Source organism: Pseudomonas fluorescens, from assembly GCF_002837185.1.
In the GTDB taxonomy this organism is placed as follows: domain Bacteria; phylum Pseudomonadota; class Gammaproteobacteria; order Pseudomonadales; family Pseudomonadaceae; genus Aquipseudomonas; species Aquipseudomonas fluorescens_AM.
This window is the reverse complement of the sequence record NZ_KZ477994.1, coordinates 131,226-144,884: the sequence shown is the minus strand read 5'-3', so window position 1 is coordinate 144,884 and position 13,659 is coordinate 131,226. Positions and strand designations below refer to the sequence as shown.

Annotated in this window: 13 protein-coding genes; 10 read left to right on the top strand and 3 right to left on the bottom strand. The window is 59.2% G+C overall.

From position 1 onward, the window contains the following. Positions 1–183: 183 nt before the first annotated feature. From apaG to CIB54_RS12135, 7 genes are all read left to right on the top strand, one after another. On the top strand, positions 184–564 hold the full coding sequence (gene apaG / locus CIB54_RS12165) for a Co2+/Mg2+ efflux protein ApaG (RefSeq protein ID WP_065950917.1): 381 nt from the start codon (positions 184–186) through the stop codon (positions 562–564). Continuing rightward, positions 564–1,415 (top strand): symmetrical bis(5'-nucleosyl)-tetraphosphatase, encoded by an 852-nt coding sequence (locus CIB54_RS12160; RefSeq protein ID WP_101219902.1) that lies wholly within the window; start codon positions 564–566, stop codon positions 1,413–1,415. Before apaG ends, CIB54_RS12160 begins: the two co-directional genes overlap by 1 nt. 9 nt (positions 1,416–1,424) lie before the next feature. Next, positions 1,425–1,754: a thiosulfate sulfurtransferase GlpE gene (gene glpE / locus CIB54_RS12155; protein ID WP_065950919.1), complete on the top strand. Its 330-nt coding sequence runs from the start codon at positions 1,425–1,427 to the stop codon at positions 1,752–1,754. Positions 1,755–2,039: 285 nt separating this feature from the next. After that, positions 2,040–3,962 (top strand): PrkA family serine protein kinase, encoded by a 1,923-nt coding sequence (locus CIB54_RS12150; protein ID WP_065885503.1) that lies wholly within the window; start codon positions 2,040–2,042, stop codon positions 3,960–3,962. Between the two features lie 97 nt (positions 3,963–4,059). After that, positions 4,060–5,331, top strand: coding sequence for a YeaH/YhbH family protein (locus CIB54_RS12145; RefSeq protein WP_065950920.1), 1,272 nt, complete (start codon positions 4,060–4,062; stop codon positions 5,329–5,331). After that, positions 5,328–6,893 (top strand): SpoVR family protein, encoded by a 1,566-nt coding sequence (locus CIB54_RS12140; protein WP_065885501.1) that lies wholly within the window; start codon positions 5,328–5,330, stop codon positions 6,891–6,893. The genes CIB54_RS12145 and CIB54_RS12140 overlap by 4 nt, the downstream gene beginning before the upstream one ends. Positions 6,894–6,956: 63 nt before the next feature. After that, on the top strand, positions 6,957–8,189 hold the full coding sequence (locus CIB54_RS12135; RefSeq protein WP_101219901.1) for a multifunctional CCA addition/repair protein: 1,233 nt from the start codon (positions 6,957–6,959) through the stop codon (positions 8,187–8,189). Positions 8,190–8,261: 72 nt separating this feature from the next. Here the strand turns inward: CIB54_RS12135 and folK are convergent, their stop codons facing one another. Together folK and folB are read right to left on the bottom strand one after the other, a co-directional pair. Further along, positions 8,262–8,780, bottom strand: a complete 519-nt coding sequence (gene folK / locus CIB54_RS12130) for a 2-amino-4-hydroxy-6-hydroxymethyldihydropteridine diphosphokinase (RefSeq protein ID WP_101219900.1) — start codon at positions 8,778–8,780, stop codon at positions 8,262–8,264. Further along, positions 8,771–9,124 carry a dihydroneopterin aldolase gene (folB, locus tag CIB54_RS12125; RefSeq protein WP_065894165.1) on the bottom strand — a complete coding sequence of 118 codons (354 nt, stop codon included), beginning with the start codon at positions 9,122–9,124 and terminating at the stop codon, positions 8,771–8,773. Before folB ends, folK begins: the two co-directional genes overlap by 10 nt. A gap of 74 nt (positions 9,125–9,198) precedes the next feature. Between folB and plsY the strand changes: the two genes are divergently transcribed. Beyond that, a complete protein-coding gene (gene plsY, locus CIB54_RS12120; protein ID WP_057723660.1) occupies positions 9,199–9,768 on the top strand; it encodes a glycerol-3-phosphate 1-O-acyltransferase PlsY in 570 nt (189 codons plus the stop codon). 19 nt (positions 9,769–9,787) lie between these two features. Here plsY and tsaD read toward each other — a convergent pair whose 3' ends face one another. Then, the gene (gene tsaD / locus CIB54_RS12115; protein WP_101219899.1) at positions 9,788–10,813 is read right to left on the bottom strand and encodes a tRNA (adenosine(37)-N6)-threonylcarbamoyltransferase complex transferase subunit TsaD; all 1,026 of its coding nucleotides are present in this window, start codon (positions 10,811–10,813) and stop codon (positions 9,788–9,790) included. Between the two features lie 202 nt (positions 10,814–11,015). Between tsaD and rpsU the strand changes: the two genes are divergently transcribed. Both rpsU and dnaG read left to right on the top strand, forming a co-directional pair. Next, on the top strand, positions 11,016–11,231 hold the full coding sequence (rpsU, locus tag CIB54_RS12110) for a 30S ribosomal protein S21 (RefSeq protein WP_002551877.1): 216 nt from the start codon (positions 11,016–11,018) through the stop codon (positions 11,229–11,231). Positions 11,232–11,673: 442 nt separating this feature from the next. After that, complete coding sequence (dnaG, locus tag CIB54_RS12105; protein WP_101219898.1) at positions 11,674–13,644, top strand: DNA primase; 1,971 nt, start codon at positions 11,674–11,676, stop codon at positions 13,642–13,644. The last annotated feature ends 15 nt before the right edge of the window (positions 13,645–13,659 follow it).

Genomic DNA, 13,659 nt, shown 5'->3' with positions numbered 1-13,659 from the left:
CTTGCCCCCGATTGCGGTAGACCAGTCAATATATTCAGCGACTGGTACACCCCTATCGGGAGCAAGCCCCCTCCCACCTGTGAACCGCGTCATACCCGATAGCATGTCTGGCCTAGTGCCCTGCTCTTGGCCTAGACTGATCCGCATCTGCTGTCCTCCGCTTTTGCTTTTAAGGCCTCTTGCATGTCCGATCCTCGCTACCAGATCGACGTCAGCGTCGTCACCCGCTTCCTGGCGGACCAATCGCAACCTGAACTCAACCGCTTTGCCTTTGCCTACACCATCACGGTGAAAAACAACGGGCTGGTGCCGGCCAAGTTGCTGTCACGCCACTGGGTGATCACCGACGGTGATGGTCAGGTTGAAGAAGTACGCGGCGCGGGCGTTGTCGGCCAGCAACCGGTGATCGACATCGGCGCCAGCCATACCTACAGCAGCGGCACGGTGATGACCTCCAAGGTTGGCACCATGCAGGGCTCGTATCAGATGAAAGCCACCGACGGCCATTTGTTCGACGCCACCATCAAGCCCTTCCGCCTCGCGGTGCCCGGAGCCCTGCACTGATGGCGACATACGCGGTCGGTGACCTGCAAGGGTGCCTGGAGCCCCTCAAGTGCCTGCTTGAACGGGTTGCCTTCGACCCCGCGAACGATCGCCTGTGGCTGGTCGGCGATCTGGTCAATCGTGGCCCGCAGTCGCTGGAAACCCTGCGCTACCTCTATAACCTGCGCGATTCGCTGGTCTGCGTGCTGGGCAACCATGACCTGCACCTGCTCGCGGCCGGCCAGAACATCGAGCGCCTGAAAAAAGCCGACACCCTGCGCGAAATCCTCGACGCACCGGACCGGGCGCAGTTGCTCGAATGGTTGCGCCGACAAAAGCTCATGCACTACGACGAGGCCCGCAACATCGCCTTGGTCCACGCCGGCATCCCACCGCAATGGACCTTGAAGAAAGCCCTCAAGTGCGCCGCCGAAGTCGAAAGCGCCCTGGCCGATGACAACCTGTACACCGCCTATCTCGACGGCATGTATGGCAACGAGCCAGTGAAGTGGGACAACGCGCTCACCGGCGTCGCCCGCCTGAGAGTGATCACCAATTATTTCACGCGCATGCGTTTCTGCACGGCGCAGGGCAAGCTGGACCTCAAGAGCAAGGAAGGCGCCGACACCGCCCTGCCCGGCTACGGGCCCTGGTTCGCCCACAAGGAACGCAAGACCCGAGACACCAAGATCATCTTCGGTCACTGGGCCGCCCTTGAAGGCAAATGCGAAGAACCCGGCGTGTTCGCCCTCGACACCGGCTGCGTGTGGGGCGGCGCCATGACCCTGATGAACATCGACACCGGCGAGCGTATCAGTTGCCAGTGTGAATCCCCTGCACCCACCCTACAAACGGCCGCCGCCAAGCCCTAGGAGCCCGCCATGAGCGAATTCAAACGTATCCCTCCCGAACAAGCCCAGGCCTTGCGCGAGCAAGGCGCCGTGGTTGTGGATATCCGTGACCAGCCGACTTACGCCGCAGCCCACATTGCCGGCGCCCAGCATCTGGACAACGTCAACATCGCGGACTTTATCCGCGCCGCCGACCTCGACGCGCCAGTGATCGTGGCGTGCTATCACGGTAACTCCAGCCAAAGCGCCGCAGCCTATCTGATCAGCCAAGGCTTCTCCGACGTTTATAGCCTGGATGGCGGCTTTGAGCTGTGGCGTGCGACCTATCCTGCGGAAATTTCTTCAGGCGATTCGCAATAATTTTTTTCACACCCCGCTACCCCGCGTGACGCTTGGGCTTGCGCCGCTTCTGACGAACGGCGCAGCCAAACTAATTACGTATCGCGCCTTGACCTCCCCGATTCCGAACTATCCTTAAGCGCAGGCCATCCAAATCAGGGGAGAGCCGGTACACCGGCGCGCGGGTCATCGGTAACGTTTCAGGGTGTTCTGGGGGGAAAACAGCCATTGGGGAACACCAATGGCTGCCAGCATCGACTGATTGATCCGGCGTCGGCTCCACGTATCGAGCGAGGTGACGACGTCATGAGTATCTTTAGCCACTTCCAACAACGTTTCGAGTCCACGCAGCAGGAAGAACTCACGCTTCAAGAGTATCTCGAGCTGTGCAAACGGGACCGCAGCACCTATGCATCTGCCGCCGAACGCCTGCTACTGGCGATTGGCGAGCCGCAGTTGGTGGACACCTCGAACAATTCGCGCCTGTCGCGAATATTCTCCAACAAGGTGATCCGGCGCTACCCGGCCTTTGAAGACTTCCATGGCATGGAAGAATGCATCGACCAGATCGTCTCCTACTTCCGCCATGCCGCCCAGGGTCTGGAAGAGAAGAAACAGATTCTCTACCTGCTCGGCCCCGTTGGCGGCGGCAAGTCGTCCCTAGCTGAAAAACTCAAACAGCTGATCGAAAAAGTGCCCTTCTACGCGATCAAGGGCTCACCGGTGTTCGAGTCGCCCCTGGGCCTGTTCAACGCCACCGAAGACGGTGCGATCCTCGAAGAAGACTTCGGCATCCCACGGCGCTACCTCAATACCATCATGTCGCCCTGGGCCACCAAACGTCTGTCCGAGTTCGGCGGCGATATCAGCCAGTTCCGCGTGGTCAAACTTTATCCGTCGATCCTCAACCAGATCGGCGTCGCCAAGACCGAGCCGGGCGACGAGAACAACCAGGACATATCGGCGCTGGTGGGCAAGGTCGATATCCGCAAACTCGAAGAATTCCCGCAGAACGACGCCGACGCCTACAGCTACTCGGGCGCGCTGTGCCGGGCCAACCAGGGCCTGATGGAGTTCGTGGAGATGTTCAAGGCGCCGATCAAGGTGCTGCACCCGCTGCTCACGGCCACCCAGGAAGGTAACTACAACAGTACCGAAGGCCTGGGCGCGATTCCGTTCACCGGCATCCTGCTGGCGCACTCCAACGAATCGGAATGGCACACCTTCCGCAACAACAAGAACAACGAAGCCTTCATCGACCGTATCTACATCGTCAAGGTGCCGTACTGCCTGCGGGTCAGCGATGAGATCAAGATCTACGACAAATTGCTGTTCAACAGCTCACTGGCCAAGGCCCATTGCGCACCCGACACCCTGAAGATGCTCGCCCAGTTCACCGTGCTGTCGCGCCTCAAGGAGCCGGAGAACTCGAATATCTACTCGAAAATGCGCGTGTACGATGGTGAAAACCTCAAGGACACCGACCCCAAGGCCAAATCGATCCAGGAATACCGTGACACGGCGGGCGTCGATGAAGGCATGAACGGGCTGTCGACGCGCTTCGCGTTCAAGATCCTCTCCAAAGTCTTCAACTTTGACCCCCACGAGATCGCCGCCAACCCGGTGCACCTGCTCTACGTGCTGGAGCAGCAGATCGAGCAGGAACAGTTCCAGGCCGAAACCCGCGAGCGCTATCTGCGCTTCCTCAAGGAATACCTGGCGCCGCGCTATATCGAATTCATCGGCAAGGAAATCCAGACCGCTTACCTGGAGTCCTACAGCGAGTACGGCCAGAACATCTTCGACCGCTACGTGCTGTACGCCGACTTCTGGATTCAGGACCAGGAATACCGCGATCCCGAAACCGGCGAAATCCTCAACCGCGTGGCGCTCAACGAAGAGCTGGAGAAGATCGAAAAACCTGCCGGCATCAGCAATCCGAAGGATTTCCGCAACGAAATCGTCAACTTCGTGCTACGCGCCCGCGCCAACAATAACGGCAAGAACCCAACCTGGCTCAGCTACGAGAAACTGCGGGTGGTGATCGAGAAGAAAATGTTCTCCAACACCGAGGATCTACTGCCGGTTATCAGCTTCAACGCCAAGGCGAGCAAAGAGGACCAGCAAAAACACAACGACTTTGTCACACGGATGGTCGAGCGCGGCTACACCGACAAACAGGTACGCCTTCTTTCGGAATGGTACCTACGGGTCCGGAAATCGCAATGAAGTAGCTGCAAGCTTTTAGCTACAAGCTGCAAGTAAAAGCCGATCCGCTTTTACTTGTCGCTTGCAGCTTACAACTTGAAGCTCCCCGGAGGGGCCCATGAGCTATGTGATCGACCGACGCCTCAATGGCAAGAACAAGAGCACGGTAAACCGCCAGCGTTTCCTGCGGCGTTACCGTGACCACATCAAAAAAGCAGTTGAAGAGGCCGTCAGCCGGCGCTCCATCACCGACATGGAGCATGGCGAACAAATCAGCATTCCCGGACGCGACATCGACGAACCCGTGCTGCACCACGGCCGGGGCGGCAAGCAGACGGTTGTGCATCCCGGCAACAAGGAATTCACCACGGGTGAACACATTGCACGCCCTCAAGGAGGCGGTGGAGGCAAGGGCGCGGGCAAGGCCGGTAATTCCGGCGAAGGCATGGACGAGTTCGTGTTCCAGATCACCCAGGAGGAGTTCCTGGAATTCATGTTCGAGGACCTGGAGCTGCCCAACCTGGTCAAACGCAACCTGACCGGTACCGACACTTTCAAAACCGTACGTGCCGGTATCAGCAACGAGGGCAACCCGTCCCGTATCAACATCATCCGCACCCTGCGCTCAGCCCACGCCCGACGTATCGCCCTGTCAGGCAGCAGCCGTGCAAAACTCAAGCATGCCAAGGAAGAGTTGGCGCGCTTGAAGCGTGAAGAACCGGATAACTTCGGTGATATCCAGGAAATAGAGGCCGAAATCGAAAAACTCAGTGCGCGCATTCACCGTGTGCCGTTTCTTGATACCTTCGATTTGAAATACAACCTGCTGGTCAAGCACCCCAACCCCAGCTCCAAGGCCGTGATGTTCTGCCTGATGGACGTGTCCGGTTCCATGACCCAGGCCACCAAGGACATCGCCAAGCGTTTCTTTATCCTGCTGTACCTGTTCCTGAAACGAAACTACGACAAGATCGACGTGGTGTTCATCCGCCATCACACCAGCGCCCGGGAAGTGGACGAAGAGGAATTCTTCTACTCGCGCGAAACCGGCGGCACTATCGTCTCCAGCGCACTGAAACTGATGCAGGAAATCATGGCCGAACGCTACCCGGCCAATGAGTGGAACATCTATGCGGCCCAAGCGTCCGACGGTGACAACTGGAACGACGATTCGCCAATCTGCCGGGATATCCTGATCAACCAGATCATGCCTTTCGTGCAGTACTACACCTACGTCGAAATTACCCCCCGTGAGCACCAGGCGCTGTGGTTCGAATACGAGCGCATCGGTGAAGCCTTTGCCGACACGTTCGCCCAGCAGCAATTGGTCTCGGCCGGCGATATCTACCCGGTCTTCCGTGAACTCTTCCAGCGCAGGTTAGTGACATGACCGCCAAAAAAGAGCATAAGCGCCAACCTATCTCCACCGGGTCCGAGTGGACCTTTGAACTGATCCAGGCCTATGACCGGGAAATCAGCCGCATCGCGGCGGGTTATGCGCTGGACACCTACCCCAACCAGATCGAAGTGATTACCGCCGAACAGATGATGGATGCCTACGCCTCCGTCGGCATGCCGCTGGGATATCACCATTGGTCCTATGGCAAACACTTTCTCAGCACCGAAAAGTCCTACACTCGCGGCCAGATGGGCCTGGCCTACGAGATCGTGATCAACTCCGACCCGTGCATCGCCTACCTGATGGAAGAAAACACCATCTGCATGCAGGCGCTGGTGGTGGCTCACGCGTGCTACGGGCATAACAGCTTTTTCAAGGGCAACTACCTGTTCCGCACCTGGACCGATGCCAGTTCGATCATCGATTACCTGGTGTTCGCCAAGCAGTACATCATGCAGTGCGAGGAGCGCCACGGCATCGACGCGGTAGAGGACTTGCTCGACTCCTGCCACGCCCTGATGAACTACGGCGTCGACCGTTACAAACGCCCCTATCCGATTTCCGCAGAAGAAGAACGTCTGCGCCAGCAGGAGCGTGAGGAACACCTGCAGAAGCAGATCAACGATCTGTGGCGCACCATTCCAAAGCGTGCCGGCAAAAACAGCGACAAGGACAATGCACGCTTCCCCGCCGAACCTCAAGAAAACATCCTGTATTTCCTGGAAAAACACGCCCCGTTGCTGGAACCATGGCAGCGGGAAATCGTGCGCATCGTGCGCAAGATCGCCCAGTACTTTTATCCACAGCGCCAGACTCAGGTGATGAACGAGGGCTGGGCAACGTTCTGGCATTACACGCTGATGAACGACCTGTACGACGAAGGCCTGGTCACCGACGGATTCATGATGGAGTTCCTCACGTCCCACACCAGCGTGGTATTCCAGCCCGGGTTCGATAGCCCGTATTACAACGGCATCAACCCTTACGCACTGGGCTTTGCGATGTACCGCGACATCCGGCGCATGTGCGAGCACCCCACCGAGGAGGACCGTCGCTGGTTCCCGGAAATCGCCGGCAGCGACTGGCTCTCCACCATCAAGTTCGCCATGAGCAGTTTCAAGGACGAGAGCTTCATCCTGCAGTACCTGTCCCCCCAGGTCATTCGCGATCTGAAGCTGTTCAGCATCATGGACGACGACCTCAAGGAGGACCTGGTAGTCCCGGCAATCCATGACGAGCCTGGCTATCGGACTATCCGCGAGACCCTGGCAGCGCAGTACAACCTGGGCAATCGCGAGCCCAACGTGCAGATCTACAGCATCGACGTGCGGGGGGATCGCTCGCTGACCTTGCGTCACCAGCAGCACGACCGCAAACCCCTGGGCGAATCCACCGAGGAAGTGCTCAAGCATCTGCACCGGCTATGGGGCTTCGATATCCACCTGGAAACCCTGCAGGGCGACCAGGTGATGAAAACCCATCATGTCCCACCGCGCAGCGATCACAACGACAACGACTACGGACGCCTGGACCTGGCCGTCGTGCATCTCTGAAACGGTAAAGCCTCCATTGGCCAGGCACAGGCGGTATCCTGTGCCGCTAATGGAGGCTTTTTCATGAAAATCTACAAAGTCGGCGGCGCGGTGCGTGATCGCCTGCTGGGCATCAAGGTCACCGACATCGACCGCGTCGTCGTCGGCGCCACCACCGAAGAGATGCTGGCCAAAGGCTTCAAGCCGGTCGGCGCTGACTTCCCCGTGTTCCTGGACCCGAAAAACGGCGATGAATACGCCCTGGCCCGCACCGAACGGAAAAGTGGCAGGGGTTACGGCGGCTTCGTGTTTCACGCCAGCCCCGAGGTCACGCTGGAAGAAGACCTGATTCGTCGCGACCTGACCATCAATGCCATGGCGGAAGACGATGACGGCAATCTGACCGACCCCTACCACGGCCAACGCGATTTGGACGCGCGGACTTTACGTCACGTATCGCCCGCTTTCGCCGAAGATCCGTTGCGAGTCCTGCGCGTTGCGCGCTTCGCCGCGCGTTATGCGCACCTGGGATTCACTGTGGCTGCGCCAACGCTTGCGCTGATGCGTCAGCTCAGCGAATCCGGCGAACTGGATGCGCTGACCCCGGAGCGCAGCTGGAAAGAAATTTCCCGGGCATTGATGGAAGATCAACCTCAGGTGTTTATCCAAGTGCTGCGCGACTGCAATGCGCTGAAAACCTTGATGCCGGAGGTGGATGCGCTGTTCGGCGTGCCGCAACCCGAAGCCCATCATCCCGAGATAGACACGGGCCTGCACACGTTAAGCGTGCTGGAGCAGGCGGCCTTGTACAAGCAACCGTTGACCGTACGCTGGGCCTGCCTGTTGCACGACCTGGGCAAAGGCCTTACACCTGTGGATAAGTTGCCGCAGCATATTGCCCATGAACACCGGGGCTTGAAGCTGATCAAGACCGTCAATGAACGCTTCAAAGTGCCACGGGATTGCCAGGAACTGGCGCTGCTGGTGGGCCAATATCACACCCACGGCCATCGAGCCCTGGAGCTGAAGGCTTCGACGCTACTGGAGTTGCTGCAGAGTTTTGACGTCTACCGTCGTCCGCAACGCTTTGAGGAGTTTGTGGTCGCCTGCGAGATGGATGCGCGGGGTCGCAAGGGCTTTGAACAGCGCACTTATCCACAGGCCGATTATCTGCGTGGTGCGGCGAAGGTTGCGCGCGAGGTGCAGGTAGCACCGTTGCTGGACAAAGGCTTCAAAGGCCCTGAGCTGGGCGAGGCGCTCAAGCGCGAACGGCTTGACGCACTCAAAGCCTACAAGGAACAACAAAGCTCATTGTAGGAGCGAGCTTGCTCGCGAAAAACCTGAGAGCGCTGCGTTATCGTTCACGCTCTTCGCGAGCAAGCTCGGCTCCTACAGAAGCACGTCTGCCGTGAGTTGCAGGCCCTGCCATTCAAACCCGACAGGCGCCAGCACCTGGTCAATCTGCGCATCGCGCCACAGCTCGGCCATGCTCTTGCCCGCCTCAGGGTGAACACGATCCGGTGCCATCATCGACAGCGGCCACAGCACAAAAGCGTTTTTCAGGATTTCTGCCCGCGGCAGGATCAATCCATCGAAATTCCCCACCAGATCGCCATACAGCAGCACGTCGATATCCAACGGCAAGCCTTTACGATCGGGTGCATAACGACCATTGTCGGCCTCGATGGATTTCAACCGGCGGTCCAGCTCCATCAACGGCAGGTCGGTACAGCCCGATACCACCAGATTGAAGAAGGGCCCGCTCTTGATACCCACCGGCTGGCTTTCGAACACCGACGAACAGCGCATGTCCGTCAATAAGCTCGCCAGCGCATCAAGGCCCGCACGTAAATTGAGCTCGCGCTCGATATTACTGCCAAGGCCAAGGTAAACCTGAGTCAGCGACATCCGCGCTCGATCTCCACGCCCACGCCCTTGGCGGCCGGGACGGCGCCTGGCTTGGTCAATTTGAGGTGCAGCCAGGGAATCTGGAATTCACTCATCAGCACCTGGGCCAGGCGCTCGGCGAAGGTTTCCACCAGTTGGTACTGGGACTGCTCGGCAAAGGCCTGGATGCGCGCGGACACGCTGGCATAATCCAGCGCCAGGCTCAGGTCGTCACCAGCGGCGGCCGGACGGTTGTCCCAGGCAAAGCTCAGGTCCAGGCGCAGGCATTGACGGATACCGCGCTCCCAGTCGTAGGCGCCGATCACGGTGTCGACTTCCAGGCCTTCGATAAACACTCTGTCCAAGCACTCTTCTCCGCAGCACGACAAGGGCGCGATGCCCCGTTAGAATCAGGGCGTCCTCGCCCGGAATAGTTAGCATGTTTTGGTCACTGGCGATTCTCGCCTACCTGCTCGGCTCGCTGTCCTTTGCCATTTTGCTCAGCCGCCTGACGGGAAATCCCGATCCGCGAATGAGTGGCTCAGGCAATGCCGGCGCCACCAATATGTTGCGCCTGGCCGGCAAGAAACTTGCCGTGCTGACGCTGCTGGGCGACCTCTGCAAGGGCCTGTTGCCCGTACTGATCGCCAGCCTTGCGGGCCTTACCCTGCAACAGCAGGCCTGGGTGGGCATCTGCGCCGTCCTCGGCCACCTGTTCCCCCTGTACTTCCGCTTTCGCGGCGGCAAAGGTGTCGCCACGGCGGCCGGCATGCTGTTGGGGATCTACCCTCCGGCAGCCTTACTGGCGGTGCTCGCCTGGCTGCTGACGTTCTACCTGACCCGTACCAGCTCACTGGCGGCACTGATCGCCACACCGCTCACCCTGCCCTTGCTGGCCTGGCAGGAACCGGCGGCGCTGCTGCCGATGAGCGTGCTGACACTGCTGATCGTCTGGCGCCACCGCGGCAATCTACGCGACCTGTTTGCCGGGCGCGAACGGCATTTTTAAATAGGGTCCACGTTAACCCCTACAACGGCGACAACTGCTCCATCGGCCAACGGGCCTGCACGCTGATCGCCAGGCTTTCATGTTGCCCGGCCTGCAGGCGTTGACAACCGGCGTAGGCGATCATCGCGCCATTGTCGGTGCAAAACTCGGGACGCGCGTAGAACACATCGCCCCTCATCTCCCCGAGCATCTTCTCCAACGAACTGCGCAAGGCCTTGTTGGCGCTGACGCCGCCGGCAATCACCAGCCGCTTCATGCCAGCCTGCTTCAGGGCACGCTTGCACTTGATGGTTAAAGTCTCTACCACGGCTTGCTGGAACGCCAGCGCGATGTCGCAACGGGCTTGCTCGCCGTCGTCCCCGGCGCTGACGCTCTGCTGCCAGGTATTCAACGCCGAGGTTTTCAAGCCGCTGAAGCTGAACATCAAACCAGGGCGATCACACATCGGCCGCGGGAAGGTGTAACGACCGGCCACGCCTTTTTCGGCGAGGCGGGCGATTTCCGGTCCGCCGGGATAATTGAGCCCCATCATCTTCGCGGTCTTGTCGAATGCTTCGCCCGCGGCGTCGTCCAGCGACTCGCCCAACAACGTGTATTGACCGATGCCGTCGACCTGAACCAGCTGCGTATGGCCCCCCGAAACCAACAAAGCGACGAACGGGAACGCTGGCGGTGTTTTTTCCAGCATCGGAGCCAGTAAATGACCTTCCATGTGGTGCACACCGAGGGCCGGAATGCCCCAGGCAAATGCCAGCGCCTGGGCACAGGAAGCCCCAACCAGCAGGGCTCCGACCAATCCGGGGCCTGCGGTATAGGCAATTGCATCGATCTCGGTCGGCACGCAGCCGGCCTCGTCCAACACCTGGCGGATCAATGGCAGCATGCGTTTGACGTGATCGCGGCTGGCAAGCTCCGGTACCACGCCGCCATAGGCGCGATGCAGGTCGATCTGACTGAACAGTGCATCGGCCAGAAGCCCGCGTTCACTGTCGTAAAGTGCGACACCGGTTTCGTCGCAGGAGGTTTCAAGTCCCAGTACTAGCATGGGTTTGCGCCTTGTAGAGGCTGAATTCGAAGGCGCGCATAATAGTCGCCACTCCCCCTCCCGACTAGCGGTTTTCGATCAGAGGCTTTGCATTCCTGCCAATGAGGGGTTAACATCCGCAACCCTTAAAAACCGACGACCTCAGCCGCGAATTTTTTGCGACGAGAACGTTGATCCCGGTAATGAAAGAAGGTAGCTCTGGATGCCAGCCGTCAAAGTAAAAGAGAACGAACCCTTCGACGTAGCTCTGCGTCGTTTCAAGCGCTCCTGCGAAAAAGCCGGTGTTCTGGCTGAAGTTCGTAGCCGCGAATTTTATGAGAAGCCAACTTCTGAGCGTAAGCGTAAAGCAGCAGCCGCTGTTAAGCGTCACGCCAAGAAAGTTCAGCGCGAGCAGCGCCGCGCCGTTCGTCTGTACTAATACACAGACGTTCGTAGCAAGCTTCTGCCAAGCCCGGCCCTCAGCCGGGCTGTTGGCATTTGCGGACATCGCTTGATGCTTCATCGTCGACGCCGCACACGCGACCGAGACACCGCTTCAAACGTCAGGACTGGCTCTTTTGCCAGCGGTGCACGTCTCTTCTGACGAGCCTAACAAGGCTACTGACGAGCACACCTAATTCTTCAAGCAGGCGATCATACTGTGTCGACTGTGCCCACTGTCGAGCTTCCGAGACCGCCCGCAGGTCAAGACCGGACTCACGGGCAACTTTTATTCGTCGAACACTGATAGAGACTAACGTCAGCGAATGTTCGACAGATACACTCTCTGACATCCCATGCAGACGACAATGATCAGGCACCCAACGTGCGCTTGAACATTTCACGGGCCCTCATTTACACGAAGTGATGACGAGAACGCCATGGCCGGGCTGATTCCCCAGAGCTTTATTGACGACCTTCTGAACCGCACCGACATCGTCGATGTGGTCAGCTCACGCGTGCAATTGAAAAAAGCCGGCAAGAACTACACCGCCTGCTGCCCGTTCCATAAAGAAAAAACCCCGTCGTTCAGCGTAAGCCCGGACAAGCAGTTCTATTACTGCTTCGGTTGCGGTGCAGGCGGCAACGCCCTCGGCTTCCTGATGGACCACGACAACCTGGATTTCCCCCAGGCCGTCGAGGACCTGGCCAAAGCCGCCGGCATGGAGATCCCCCGCGAAGAAAGTGGCCGCGCGCACAAACCGCGACAGCCCACTGACTCGCCGCTGTATCCACTGCTGACCGCCGCTGCCGACTTCTATCGACAGGCACTTAAAAGCCATCCGCAGCGCAAAGCCGCCGTCGATTACCTTAAGGGCCGCGGCCTCACCGGTGAAATCGCCCGGGACTTCGGCCTCGGTTTTGCACCGCCCGGCTGGGACAACCTGTACAAGCACCTGAGCAGCGATACGCTCCAGCAAAAAGCCATGATTGATGCCGGCCTGCTGGTGGAAAACGCCGAGACCGGCAAGCGCTATGACCGCTTCCGTGACCGCGTGATGTTCCCCATCCGCGACAGCCGTGGCCGCATCATCGCGTTCGGTGGCCGAGTGCTGGGGGACGACAAACCCAAGTACCTGAACTCGCCGGAAACCCCGGTTTTCCACAAGGGCCAGGAACTCTACGGCCTGTTTGAGGCGCGCAAGAACAACCGCAACCTCGACGAAATCATCGTGGTTGAAGGCTATATGGACGTCATCGCGCTGGCCCAGCAAGGCCTGCGCAATGCGGTGGCGACGCTCGGCACCGCCACCAGCGAAGAGCACTTGAAGCGCCTGTTCCGCGTCGTGCCCAGCGTGCTGTTCTGTTTCGACGGCGACCAGGCCGGCCGCAACGCCGCCTGGCGCGCACTCGAGGCCACGCTGTCGAGCCTGCAGGATGGGCGCCGTGCACGTTTTCTGTTCCTGCCCGAAGGTGAAGACCCGGACACCCTGGTGCGCTCCGAAGGCACCGACGCGTTCCGTGCCCGCATCAATCAACACGCACAGCCGCTGGCGGACTATTTCTTCCAGCAACTGACCGAAGAAGCCGACCCCCGCTCGCTTGAAGGCAAGGCCCACATGGCCACCCTCGCAGCGCCGTTGATCGACAAGGTCCCGGGCGCCAATTTGCGCACCTTGATGCGCCAGCGCCTGCTGGAAATCACCGGACTGAGCGGCGAAGCCGTGAGCCAGCTGGTACATAGCGCCCCACAGGATGCGCCACCCGCCTACGATCCGGGCATGGATTATGATGCCATGCCGGACTATTCCGACTTCCACCAACCGCACGAGGCGTATACGCCCCAGCAGGAATGGACGCCGAAAAAGCCCGGTGCCGGCGGCAAGAAATGGGACAAGAAGCCCTGGAGCAAGAACGGCAAACGCGGCGACCGCGATGAGGCCCATGCCCCGCGCACTCCGGTCGCCGTGGAAGCGCCGACGCTGATTGCCTTGCGTACGCTCATCCATCACCCGCAATTGGCGGGCAAGGTTGAAAGCGCCGACCATTTCGCCAACGAGAGCAACACCTACGCCCAGGTGCTTATCGCCTTGATCGAGGCCGTGCAGAAAAATCCTAAGCTAAACTCAATCCAGCTCATGGCTCGCTGGCATGGCACGGAACAGGGCCGCCTGTTGAAGGCACTTGCGGAAAAGGAGTGGCTAATTGACGGCGATAACCTTGAACAACAGTTTTTAGACACCATTAATAGGTTATCCGCGGGTCAGCATACACAGACCCTCGATGAGCTCATTAAGAGAGCAAGACAGCCGGGATTGTCGGCTGAAGAGCAAATTCAGATAGCAAAACAGATGCGCGACCTTTTAAAACAGAACGTTTGCACATCAAACCCGACCTCAGCTGGCGTGTGAGGTCATAGCTCGGGT

What these genes read in the sequence shown, in the direction of transcription:
- dnaG (WP_101219898.1), top strand. Translation starts at nt 11,674, where the DNA reads ATGGCCGGGCTGATTCCCCAGAGCTTTATTGACGACCTTCTGAACCGC.
- apaG (WP_065950917.1), top strand. Translation starts at nt 184, where the DNA reads ATGTCCGATCCTCGCTACCAGATCGACGTCAGCGTCGTCACCCGCTTC.
- folK (WP_101219900.1), bottom strand. Translation starts at nt 8,780, where the DNA reads ATGTCGCTGACTCAGGTTTACCTTGGCCTTGGCAGTAATATCGAGCGC.
- tsaD (WP_101219899.1), bottom strand. Translation starts at nt 10,813, where the DNA reads ATGCTAGTACTGGGACTTGAAACCTCCTGCGACGAAACCGGTGTCGCA.
- CIB54_RS12160 (WP_101219902.1), top strand. Translation starts at nt 564, where the DNA reads ATGGCGACATACGCGGTCGGTGACCTGCAAGGGTGCCTGGAGCCCCTC.
- CIB54_RS12135 (WP_101219901.1), top strand. Translation starts at nt 6,957, where the DNA reads ATGAAAATCTACAAAGTCGGCGGCGCGGTGCGTGATCGCCTGCTGGGC.
- rpsU (WP_002551877.1), top strand. Translation starts at nt 11,016, where the DNA reads ATGCCAGCCGTCAAAGTAAAAGAGAACGAACCCTTCGACGTAGCTCTG.
- CIB54_RS12145 (WP_065950920.1), top strand. Translation starts at nt 4,060, where the DNA reads ATGAGCTATGTGATCGACCGACGCCTCAATGGCAAGAACAAGAGCACG.
- plsY (WP_057723660.1), top strand. Translation starts at nt 9,199, where the DNA reads ATGTTTTGGTCACTGGCGATTCTCGCCTACCTGCTCGGCTCGCTGTCC.
- glpE (WP_065950919.1), top strand. Translation starts at nt 1,425, where the DNA reads ATGAGCGAATTCAAACGTATCCCTCCCGAACAAGCCCAGGCCTTGCGC.
- CIB54_RS12140 (WP_065885501.1), top strand. Translation starts at nt 5,328, where the DNA reads ATGACCGCCAAAAAAGAGCATAAGCGCCAACCTATCTCCACCGGGTCC.
- CIB54_RS12150 (WP_065885503.1), top strand. Translation starts at nt 2,040, where the DNA reads ATGAGTATCTTTAGCCACTTCCAACAACGTTTCGAGTCCACGCAGCAG.